Genomic DNA, 11,642 nt, shown 5'->3' on the forward strand with positions numbered 1-11,642 from the left:
TTACGATAAATCGATGAGATAGGTTTCAAAAAAACCATCTTGCAAAAGTGAGATGGTTCACGTGCCACAAAACGTTTGATACGGATACGTCCGTGGTGGACCTGCCGATACGTATTCAGACGGTTGGTCGTAGTTATAAGGGTCACGTAAAATCGTGAGTAGCGCCTCGGTCGGTCCGAAGTCGCCTCGTTCTGCCGCTTGGATTGCTTTCTCGACGTGATGATTACGTGGAATGACGGCCGGGTTGTATTGGCGCATGATTCGACTGACGTCCTCGTCCGGGAGACCTTGCTCACTCAAACGTTTTCGCCAAGCGTCAATCCACGCCTTCCCATCTTCACGAGTTGCGAATGGAAGCGAATCGATTTCACCAAGCGTCAACGAGCGGAACGTATTCGTATAATCTGCCTCCGTCTCCATCATCAAGCGGAGCAGTTCATCGGTTAGTGCATCGTCACCGTCTTTTCGGACGAATAAGCCAATCTTATGCGCGAGTCCGGTAAAGTACGCTTCTTTATATAACTCGGTATAACGGGTAAGCTGTTTGTTCGCCACATCGACCGCTTCTTCTTTCGTCTCGCCAAGGAGCGGCAGCAATGTCTCCGCCAGTCGGGCGAGGTTCCAAGACCCGATATATGGTTGGTTCGCATAGGCGTAACGTCCGTCTCGGTCAATCGAGCTGAAGACCGTCTCCGGATGATACGTATCCATGAATGCGCACGGTCCGTAATCGAGACCTTCTCCACTGATGAACATATTGTCCGTATTCATCACCCCGTGAATGAACCCGACGAGTTGCCAGTTGGCAATCAGTCTCGCCTGTCTTTCGACGACGCGTCCGAGGAATTGCTCGTAGCAATCAGGCGCATCCACCAAGTCAGGATCATGACGTTTGATCGCAAACTCCGCGAGCGAAATAACATCATCGATAGAGCCGGCGCCTGCTGCGAATTGGAATGTCCCGACACGAAGATGACTTGAGGCGACCCGAGTCAGGATTGCCCCGTGCTTCGGACCTTGACGCATGATGGCTTCCCCTGTCTGAACGACGGCGAGCGCACGGTTCGTCGGGATGCCGAGAGCGTGCATCGCCTCGCTGATGATGAACTCGCGTACCATCGGGCCGAGTGCGGCCCGTCCGTCGCCCCCTCTAGAATACTCTGTCGGCCCAGAACCTTTCAGTTGCACATCGATACGCTTCCCGTTCGGAGTCACATGTTCCCCGAGCATGAGGGCGCGTCCGTCCCCGAGCATCGTCAAGTTGCCGAATTGGTGTCCGGCGTATGCTTGAGAGAAAGATGTCTCGGTTTGACGATTGCCGGCAAGTAAAGCGATGTCTTGTTTGAGTGTTTGCGCATCAAGGCCGAGCGAAGCGGCTAATGAATCGTTAAACAAGACGAGTGTCGGGTTGTCGACCGGATGGATGGGTCCACGGTCGTAAAAAATATCACGTAGTTCGAGGTACGTCGCCTCGAAGTTCCAGTCAGTTGTCATGGCGCATGCCTCCTTCTTCGCTTCGAGTATAGCATAGACTGTTTTCCATAACGGCTGTCGTGAATTTTGATAAGATGAAACAGAAGTGTAAACAGTAGGAGTGTGGAAGATGAAGACGAGACAAGATGTATTCGATTGGTTGAGTGGACAGCTTCGCTTCGGGATCAAACCGGGTCTTGAGCGGATGAACTGGATGATTGAGCAGTTAGGGTTAGAAGAACGCCCATCCATCCATGTGGCCGGGACGAACGGAAAAGGGTCGACCGTCGCGTTTTTACGGGCGATGGCGATGGAGAACGGCTTATCCGTCGGCACATTTACCTCCCCTTATATCATTCAGTTCGAGGAGCGAATCATGTTGAACGGGGAACCGATTCCGGAAGACGCGCTCGTCGACGTGGCAAATCGAGTCAAAGCGTGTGCGGACAAAGCACCAGAGACGTTGACGGAGTTCGAACTCTTGACGATGATGGCATGGTGCTATTTTGATGACACACGTCCTGATGTAATCATTTGGGAAGTCGGTCTCGGGGGTCGCCTCGATTCGACGAACATATTGAAGCAACCACTCGCGACGATCGTCACGTCAATCGGACATGACCATCAAGGGATTCTCGGCGATACGCTTGAAGAGATTGCGCTGGAAAAGTACGGCATCATGAAACGTGGCGTGCCGATGTTCCACAGTGTCAATCAGGAGAAGTTGATTGAATTGTTGCTTCAAAAAGGAGAAGACGTAGGCGCTTCGATTCATGATGTACGAACGCTTGTGTCAGAAATCGAGGACGGGGCTGGGACTGTCGTGACATATGAGGGGATGCCACCTGTCGTGCTCGGCTTGACGGGGCATCATCAAGCATATAACGGAGCGTGTGCCGTGGCAGTGGCGCATCATCTTGGATGGAAGGAAGAGGCGATCCGGTCAGGTCTTGAGCGGGCACAACATCCGGGGCGTTATGAACTCGTCTCCAAACGACCACGAGTGATCTTGGATGGGGCGCATAACCAGGAAGGCATCGAGGCATTGGTCCTTCAAGCCAAACAAGAACAAGACGTGACCGTGCTGACGGCGATTTTAGCGGACAAGGACCGTGACACGATGATTCACGCGCTTCAAGAGATTGGCGACGTGTACGAGACAACGTTTGATTTTCCTCGTGCGAGAACGAGAGATCAGCTTTTAAAAGATAGGGCACGCTTCGTTGAATGGAAAGAATGGCTAAGCGATTGGATGGAAGTACCGACGAGTGAGACGTTGATTGTGACAGGGTCTCTTTATTTCATCAGTGAAGTGAGACGTTTCCTAAGTTAAAACATTTACCTGATGTCAAAGAAATAGATGTATATTTTTTCAAGTGGGTGGGATAATTAGTAGTGAAGACTAAAAATAGGGAGGACTATACATTGCGTAAACTCATGCAATACATAGCGGTTCTCGTATTAATCATATCCATCATTCCACAAAAAGTAGTTGCGCAGACCAATCAACCGATTTTAAACGTATTGATTCTTCGTGATGCTTTTTCTTCGTCGAAAATACTTTCAGTGACTGAATACAATAACGCGGTGAAAACATATCGTGATTCATTGAATGTAAATACTGCGAAAGTGAATGCGCAGTTTATGACGATTAAACAATTTAATGCCTCCCGTTTTCCGATGACAGGTGCATTCGATGCGGTCATGATTGGAAGCAGTCCTTTAACTGAGAAATATAAAAATGGGACGCTTGTCGTCAACTCGAAAAATCATGACACGACAAATCAAATGAACGATCTGACAGAGTTGAAAGCGACGGAATTGTTCAATACGGTTGTCCGTGTCGGCTTGCCCCTTCTTATGCATGAGGATGCTGCAAACGGCGATACACAGTTAAAACGCTTGGCAGACTATCAACGTGATTATGCAAACGTGAAAGTCTTTAATCGAAATGATCAACAGAATGTCGATCGCGAGATGTCGCAGCAGTTGAATCAACTCACCATTTCCCGTCCGAGATTTCAATCAACTGAAGTGAAGTATAACAATCAGTCGATTAGCAATCAGACGATTCAAGTGAAAGATGGTGTCCGTCATCCAATCAACTTCGCCTATACATTATCGCAACCACCAACTTCTTCAGCATTCGTAGAATTGTATATCGATTACGACCATAACGATCGATTTGATGCGGATGAAAAAGTCATTGAGCAACAGGCAAAAGAATCGGGAACGCTCAATTTTACGTTATCGCGTCCGACGTTTAGCGGACCGAAGAACTGGATGCTCGTCGTCAAGGATGCATTGACAGGTCGAGCAGATTATCGTAAGGGGAGTATTCTCTACCTCGATGAAAAAGTGAAAGCGAACATCTTGCAGCTCACTGCTGGAACCGGCACGAACGGAAGAATTTCAAGCTATTTATCTAATATGTTAGTAGACCCGGCTGGGAATTATGAATTCAATTTAACGGACGGTACAACTAGTCAGTTCGAGGGTGGTACTTATGACCAGGCATTACTCAAAAACGACTACGATATGCTGATTTTTGGATTCCAGGATTCGTACAACGTTTATGGAAGCATGAACGCTGCGGCCACTTCGAAAGTCAAACGTTTCAGTGAAACAGGACAAGGTGTCATGTTGACGCACGATACGATTTTCCGTACGAATAGTTCATCATCACCTACGTCCGAGTGGGAACGTCAATTTGTGAATATCAATCCTTCACTGAATATCTCAGGGCAAAAAATGTATACGAACATGGGATTTGGTGCTCCTGAAACAACCAATAAGGCAGTTAAGGTACAGGATGGGATTTTCACATCTTATCCGTATCGCCTCGATGATTCAATCAAAAATATCTCAAATACCCATAACCAATACTTCACTCTCGATTTGAACGATCCGGATGTGACGCCTTGGTACAACCTGTATTCTACTGGTGGAAATCGTGTATATGGAGATGCAAGCAATCATTACTACACGTATACAAAAAACAACTTCACCTACTCCGGTGCAGGGCACACGAACAAGTTCTCGGTAGAAGATGAGAAGAAAATCTTCATCAATACGATGTATCGCGCCTTTATCGGGGCGAATCATAAACCTTACAACGTGATTGAGTCCGTCAGTGATTCAAACCAGTCCTATACCTCTGCTGATTTAAAAGCCGGGACTGTTGAAGTGACTGCTGGACAAGACGTTAAATTAATGTGGCGACCGAGCGACTATGACTTCCAAGACTTGTTCCTCAACTCAACAATCACGTATAACGGGAAACAAGTCGCATTCGAAAACTTACGTAACTACGAAGTCAAAGAGTTTACGATTCCGGCAGCGGATGTTGTGGCAGACCGACCGATTGAAGTGAAAATCGAGACGTCCGATCAACGGAATGCGAAGGTGATCGATACGTTCACCATCAACGTCAAACGTGCGGAAAATGTTTCCGACTTGATTCAAGTGTCCCGTTCGATTGATCCGTCGACGATCAACTTATACGAAACGGGAACGATTCACTATCAAGTTCAATATCCGGAACGTTTCGACCGATTACCGAATCAATTGGGCGATAAGTTTCTACGAGTGGATTTAACGACCTTCACAGAAAAACTACCAAGCCAATTCGAAGTGGTGGCGATGCGTGATGCGAACGGAAACGAATACCCTGTCACGAACCCGAATGAAATCAAGTTACAGTTGAAACCAGACTTGTACTATGAACGAAACGGGAACACGAACATTTTCCTCCCGAACGATAGTGGAAATCGAACCGTGAAGTTTGAAGTAGTCATTCGAGCCATCGAGCCTTCTGCTTCACTCATCCAATTGAAAAAAGCGGATAACCAATTGACGACGTTGATTGAGTATTCGAAGAAGCAAGATCACATTTTAGATAAGCACAACGACTGGGATAAGGAACTAGAGGTTCAATCGTCATTCGCAGACTTGCTGATCAATATCGGGGCGCCGTACGCGTACGAAGCGAAAATTCCTGACGTCACCTTACAAATCGGGGCACAGCAGATTGTGAGTCCGACCATCACGGATGCGAAAGGCAACACCTTTACGAACCCGAAATGGAGTAGCTTGAAGTGGGAAATCGTTGATGCGAACGGTGTCGCGAGACTCGTCACCCAAGGAAACAATGCGATTGTGACCGGTTTGAAAACAGGAACAGCGAAACTACGATTGACAATCGATCCGGGCGATAAGAAACCCCTTGTCGTAGCAGAGTCGAAAGTCAATGTCATCAGTCCGCCTGAGCAACTTACTATCCCGTCGACAGAGCTATATGTCGGTCAAACGACTACCGTCACACCAAAAGTCATGCCTGAAACGGCTCAATACAAGTCGGTTCGCTATGTCGTCGAATCCGGGGATAGTGTGAAGTTTGAACAAGTTGGAAACAACTTGAACATCATTGGACTGAAACCTGGTACGACTCAGTTTAAGGCGACAGTGGATGTCGGTGACCTCTTCGGTGGCTTGAATATCGCTACTCCGAGCACCGTCTTTACCATCCAAGTCAAGGCACCATCCTTGAGCCAAACGCCGAACCAACTCGACCTTTGGGTATGGGATAGTTTGGACGAAGAAAAACGTGTGAACGAAGTCGCCTCGATTCAAGTGACCTCAACACCAACCGTATCCATACCGTTTGAACGAATCGGGTCCATCCCATCCGCTCTGACGGTGACACAGAGTGCGACAGGATATGAATTACGTGCCAACCATGGCTACGGAAATAATGGAGTCGTGACAGACATTCCGATTCAGACGACATTCGATGACAATGCGTTACGAAACATTCGTTCCAACACGTCGGTTGTCCGCGTCAACGAATACCCGAACCAATTGATGTCAAAAGACATGACAATCAATATCGGGGAAGGGACGGCACCACGACCACCGCTCCTTGAGTACTGGCCAACGACTTCGACTTGGCGTGACTATCGCATGGAGATTGTATCCGGCGAAGAATATGTTCAAGTGAGTGGATCAGGAAAAGAGTTGATTCCAGTGAAACCGGGTGTGGCGAAAGTGGAAGTCTACACGACGCTTCCGGCTGGAAAACCGTTTGAAGCCGTGAAGGACTCGTTTTATGTACGCATCATCCAAACGAATGCCTCAGGACAGGATGATGACCGTTATTAAGTGAATGGCAGAAAGTTGGCGAATGATGAATCGCAAGCGAATGATGATTGGCATCACCGGATTGATTCTCGTGATCGGATTGGGAGGGCTCCTGTACTGGAGTCAATCCCAACCCGAGCTCTCGCAGTTATCCGGTGACGATTTAGTAAAAGAAGTGAGTCAACGCTCTTCGGTGACAGAAGAAGAATTGACAGATTTACAGGAAAGGGAGGAATGGGAGGCCGTCCGACTTGTTCTAGAAGATCAAAAAGTTGTGCCGACAGCCGAGCAATTCGCCACAGCAGTGACGCTCGCACCTCTAGACGTGATTGAAGCATACTTCGAGCAAGGGATTGACTCATTTGAAGCAGTGGAAGGGATGCCCGTCATCACACCGTTGTTCAGTGCGAACGGTAGTCCGGATCAATGGAAACTAGCGATGCGTTACGTTGAAGATGAAAGACTACTTGGCATTGCGGTCGACTCGTTGAATTTCGAGGCGGTCAAAGAACTTCTCGGGCAAGGCTATACGATTCAAGATCCTGAATCGATTCTGTTGCAACCGGTCCGTCACAATCAGGTCGAGTTGACGCAACTGCTTCTTGATCACGGCGCGCAATGGACGAAGGAAATGGAACAAACGGCCAAAGACTACAACTCGGACCTCATTCTAAAGATGAGGAACTAAAAAAATCGGCTTCTTCTCAATCAGAGAGGAAGCCGATTTTTTGAATTCATTTCAATTGAACGGGATGACTGACGAAGAATTGCAGTTGATTCGTGACAGGGAGTGTTTCCAATTGATTGAACACGGAATCGTTATACGTCAGTTTCAATCGAGACTTTTCGGCATCGTGAGCTGGAACTTGACGGTCAAAGTTTTCAGCTGGGCTCAAGCCGTTGCCCCCAGTAAATTCCCCTCTGAAGACATTCACTTCGAGTGGTCCCTTACTGTAGAGCCCCCCATTGACTTCGAGGATAGAGCCGACCGCATACACATAGGTCGGTTCGTTCGAGTCACTATACATGAATGCCTGGAGCGTCGTCGGCGTATCGTCAAACTCGTTGATTCGGTTCAACAGGATCTTTCCTTTGGATAAGAGGATGAGCGAGTTCCCTTTGTCTGCATCAATCGGAAGGATATTCGCACGATCGATGAACGTATCGCCTAACGTGTAGACCGTTGAACTGAAGGATACGTTCCCTTTAATCGTCAAGTCGCCACGTACAATCAACGGTCGCGAGATCATCAGTTTATCGAGCGATTCAATGACGACATCTCCGTCAAACAGGAGTGGAGACGTTGATTCGGTAATCGACTCGGTGACGTACATAGCACGATCGGAAATGGTATCCGGTAACGTCAAGATGGTCGGGTCGGTGAGTGCGTTATAAGCATCCGCCCGAAGATAGGAGGTTGGGCGTTCGACAATGGAGGATCCGTCTTCCGATAGGACTCGCTCGAGCTCGAATACTTGATCGCTGGAAGGAATTAATCCTTCTTCAAAGATTTTTGAGTCGACATTGTTGGTGTAGGCGAGTGGTGTGTCAAGACGACGATTCAAGAACTCGATGATGGAATAGTCATATTGGAACGGCGAGAAGCTACTCGGAGACACCCCGACATCCGCTTTTTCACCAGCACGCTCTGTACCAACTGTAAAGTAATTTTCTTGCTGACAAGTGGTACACGTTGCAACTTCTGATAAATCGATTCGCCCATCGAGATGTAACCAACTGGAGTTCAAGTTCGCAATGGTTTTGGCTTGACCATCAAGCTGGAAGTTAGCTTCGCGTTTGAAAGCGAGAGGGCCACCTGAATAAATATTTCCCTGAATTGTCGGCATACCGTTCACATTCAATTGTTGATCGGACCCGAGGACGTAGTATAGGAAGGACGGGAGAGCCGTCAAGTACAAATCTTGCGTGTATTCAACGGTGAGCTCCGGTTGTTCCGGGTTCACTTGTCGGGACGCCGTGACGTTCACTTGGAGAATCGTCGTGAACGGTGCCGTTTGAATCGTGGTATCCAGCGCATCTTTCTTCAAGTCGATGGAGTAGCGGACCTCACTGTCTGTCGTCAAATCCGTAAATGGTTCGTCACTGACAAGTAGGGATTGTACTGCGGTTTGAAATGCTGCTTCTGACTCCATATGCGCCGGAACTTCTGTTTTGCCATGGAGGGGAAACTCAGTGCGAACTTGGTCAGCGATCAGACGAAGTGCACTTTTCGCATCTTCATTCAGTTGAGTATCTTCTGTTCGGATGACCGTCAGTTTATTCGTCGCCAAGTTGACTTGCATGGCCGCGAGTGACAGAACGGCGAGCGCCGCCATCGTCACGAGCACGAGTACGAGGACATATCCCTCTTCACGTTTTCGCATCAAGGTGCCTCCTTTCGTTAAAATGGAATGGAACTTTCAAATGTAGTGACAGAATCAGAGGCGTTTGTTTGAGCTAGATCCATCTCGATTTCAATCAAACCTCCTGTCATATAACCAGGACGTCTAGGGTCATACACGGGATCTTTGACTTCAATGGTCATTCGCTCGACCGTGATCTGTGGGTTCGACGGAATGAACGAATCGGATGAGAGAACTAACTCCGCCGGAACGTATCCCGCTTCTCGGTAAATCATGCCGGCATCCGAGATGGCAGGCGTGGACAACCGATAAAATTGAAACGTGCCGTCCACTTCCGTCACGGCATCGAATTCGGTACGGTTCACGTCAGAGAGCACGGAAGCAATTAAATAGTCGGCCTCGCTTCGAAGTTCACTCGTCTCATTCGTCATCTGGAATCCGAGTGTTCCTGTGATGAAGGCTGTAATGATGACGCCGCTTAAAATCGAAGCGACGACGACCGTGACGAGCAACTCGACGAGCGTGAACCCATCTTCTCGTTTCTTCATCTCAATCAGTTGTCGGGACAGCCGTTTCAGGGAACGGTTCGCGCAATGTCGCATTCGATATGACTCCTTTCAAGGTGACGGGGGTTTGCAAACGGTCGGTCGTCACCGAGATTTCAACTTCAATGGTATGCCCAGGTAAGGTGGACAGCGATTGAATGGTTGCGATATACATGTCCCCATGAATTCGGGTATCTTCGCAAAAGTCGCATGTCGGGCTGATTCCGTCCCGATTTAACAATTGCCGTAATTCCAGCGGTTTTTCGACGGAGGCGGCTCGTCGATTTAATGTATGTAGCGTGTTTTGTGCCACTTGGTTTGCAATCGTCTGATTGAGACTGTCGTGGGTCGTCTTCAAGCTCTGACTGAAAATGGTAAGTAGAGAAAATGAGACAATGGAAAGAACAACGATCGAGACGAGTACTTCAACGAGCGTGAACCCTTTTTCAGAATGCGACAAGACATTGACCTCCTATTCAAAAAAAGTAAAACAATCGGTAAATAACGTATGAAATACTGAATTAAATGTTATTTTTTGTACAATACATATTATACTAAAGTTACACACTAAACGGATACATAGAATAGAAGTCGGATTATACACGGGGGGGAATTTTACATGAAGCGGTATGGGATGCATCTTTTCATTTTGATTGGACTCGTCGTACTCGTGACATTACCGACAATCGGTCTCGTCAATTATTTAGACGCGTCCGCTGAGTCGAGTGCTACATATACAGATACGACGGTCGCAGGTATCGACGTGTCAGGGATGACGAAGGAAGAAGCGAACGTTCGTCTTGACAATGCGATTAAAGATTTTAATACAATCCCCTTTACAATCAATTTGATGGATGGAACGGTCATGGAAATCGGCAAAGAGGTCGTGACGTTCGATGTCTCGAATACGCTTGAGTCGATCAAGGATGCGGGCGCATATCCTCTTCTGACAACGATAGACGAGTCGAAAGTCGAGCCTTATCTTGAAGGGCAGCCTGTGACGTTGACGATGATTGCACCCGCGTTGATGGATGCGGCGTCAAACCTTGAATCGAACGTGACGCTAGAGCAAGTCGCGGCGGAAAGCGAGGTCGTCGCTTCATTCACCGTTAGCCCGACACCGGCCATGCAATTAGCACTTGATCGAATGAACGGTTTTGAGATGGCTGCGGGCGACATCTTCAGTCTTAAAGCGTTCGGGGAAGACTACGAGGCGCTCACGACGCTCGGTTCTTCGTTCTATCGCCTGTTTGCGGCGACACCGTTTGCTATTCTCGAACGGGTGCCACATGAGACGCTCCCACCCGGTGTGGAGTTAGGATATGACACAAAAATCGATGAGCGGTCGAATTTTGCTGTTCAAAACCGTGAGGATTCCTCTTATGCGATTCTCGTCTTGAATGAAGGGGATTCAGTGACCGTTCAGTTACTCGGGCAACCGTTTGAAGCCGCTTTTGAAGCAAGAGTGGAAGAAGTGAAAACGGTGCCTCATCAAAAAGTCGTCCGATTCTCCTCATCGCTCCCATCTGGCAGCTCATCGGTCACGCAATCCGGTCAAGATGGACAGTCAGGTAAGCTGTATCGTGTCACGGTGACGGAAAATGGTGAAACGTTAGAGTTGCTTGGATTTGACTTTTATGAACCGACACCAGAGATTGTGACGAAGAGTTCCGTGCCGCTTCCGCCGCCGGACCCGGTCGAACCGATCATTCCGACATTCCCGGATGAGGATGTGGAAGAGGAACCGTCAACCAATGACTCGAACGATAGTCCGTTCGAATCCGAACCACCGGTATTAGAAGAAGTCCCTACAGAGGAGGAGGCTGTCGGATGATTGGCTATTTGATTTTACTAGGCTTTTGGGTGCTCGCCACACTGACATTGTTTGCCTTGTCCGTACCGATGATGCAAAAACGAGAAACAAAAATCATCATCAGTCTTTGGACGGCACTCTTATCTGGCGCCATCTACGTGATGGTAGAGGAATCGCTCGTACAAACGTGGTGGGCTTGGCTTGTTCTCGTTGTATTGTTGATTGGAGGGGTAGTTGCGAGCGTCTTCGTCGAAGAACGTGTTGACAAGGACAAGCAAATGGAGGCTCCTCAAAGGATGGTGAAGTAAC

9 protein-coding genes are annotated in these 11,642 nt (G+C 48.2%); 5 read left to right on the top strand and 4 right to left on the bottom strand.

From position 1 onward, the window contains the following. Positions 1 to 57: 57 nt before the first annotated feature. Positions 58 to 1,494: a protein adenylyltransferase SelO gene (locus KNO66_RS01155; protein WP_214739663.1), complete on the bottom strand. Its 1,437-nt coding sequence runs from the start codon at positions 1,492 to 1,494 to the stop codon at positions 58 to 60. 109 nt (positions 1,495 to 1,603) lie between these two features. Here KNO66_RS01155 and KNO66_RS01160 point away from each other — a divergent pair, with 109 nt between their 5' ends. From KNO66_RS01160 to KNO66_RS01170, 3 genes are all read left to right on the top strand, one after another. Continuing rightward, a complete protein-coding gene (locus KNO66_RS01160; RefSeq protein WP_214739665.1) occupies positions 1,604 to 2,806 on the top strand; it encodes a bifunctional folylpolyglutamate synthase/dihydrofolate synthase in 1,203 nt (400 codons plus the stop codon). 92 nt (positions 2,807 to 2,898) lie between these two features. Next, a complete protein-coding gene (locus tag KNO66_RS01165; RefSeq protein WP_251128039.1) occupies positions 2,899 to 6,633 on the top strand; it encodes a DUF5057 domain-containing protein in 3,735 nt (1,244 codons plus the stop codon). 4 nt (positions 6,634 to 6,637) lie between these two features. Next, complete coding sequence (locus KNO66_RS01170; RefSeq protein ID WP_214739667.1) at positions 6,638 to 7,300, top strand: hypothetical protein; 663 nt, start codon at positions 6,638 to 6,640, stop codon at positions 7,298 to 7,300. 46 nt (positions 7,301 to 7,346) lie between these two features. Here the strand turns inward: KNO66_RS01170 and KNO66_RS01175 are convergent, their stop codons facing one another. Genes KNO66_RS01175 through KNO66_RS01185 form a run of 3 tightly spaced genes read right to left on the bottom strand, consistent with a single transcriptional unit; the run spans position 7,347 to position 9,980 of the window. Next, complete coding sequence (locus tag KNO66_RS01175) at positions 7,347 to 8,996, bottom strand: hypothetical protein (protein ID WP_214739669.1); 1,650 nt, start codon at positions 8,994 to 8,996, stop codon at positions 7,347 to 7,349. Between the two features lie 17 nt (positions 8,997 to 9,013). After that, positions 9,014 to 9,577 (bottom strand): prepilin-type N-terminal cleavage/methylation domain-containing protein, encoded by a 564-nt coding sequence (locus KNO66_RS01180; protein WP_251128040.1) that lies wholly within the window; start codon positions 9,575 to 9,577, stop codon positions 9,014 to 9,016. Further along, the gene (locus KNO66_RS01185) at positions 9,525 to 9,980 is read right to left on the bottom strand and encodes a type IV pilus modification PilV family protein (RefSeq protein ID WP_214739671.1); all 456 of its coding nucleotides are present in this window, start codon (positions 9,978 to 9,980) and stop codon (positions 9,525 to 9,527) included. Before KNO66_RS01185 ends, KNO66_RS01180 begins: the two co-directional genes overlap by 53 nt. A gap of 159 nt (positions 9,981 to 10,139) precedes the next feature. Between KNO66_RS01185 and KNO66_RS01190 the strand changes: the two genes are divergently transcribed. Then, positions 10,140 to 11,354 carry a G5 domain-containing protein gene (locus tag KNO66_RS01190; RefSeq protein WP_214739673.1) on the top strand — a complete coding sequence of 405 codons (1,215 nt, stop codon included), beginning with the start codon at positions 10,140 to 10,142 and terminating at the stop codon, positions 11,352 to 11,354. Continuing rightward, on the top strand, positions 11,351 to 11,641 hold the full coding sequence (locus KNO66_RS01195; RefSeq protein ID WP_214739675.1) for a hypothetical protein: 291 nt from the start codon (positions 11,351 to 11,353) through the stop codon (positions 11,639 to 11,641). Before KNO66_RS01190 ends, KNO66_RS01195 begins: the two co-directional genes overlap by 4 nt. The last annotated feature ends 1 nt before the right edge of the window (position 11,642 follow it).

Source organism: Exiguobacterium sp. s48, assembly GCF_018617395.1.
Taxonomy (GTDB): Bacteria; Bacillota; Bacilli; order Exiguobacteriales; family Exiguobacteriaceae; genus Exiguobacterium.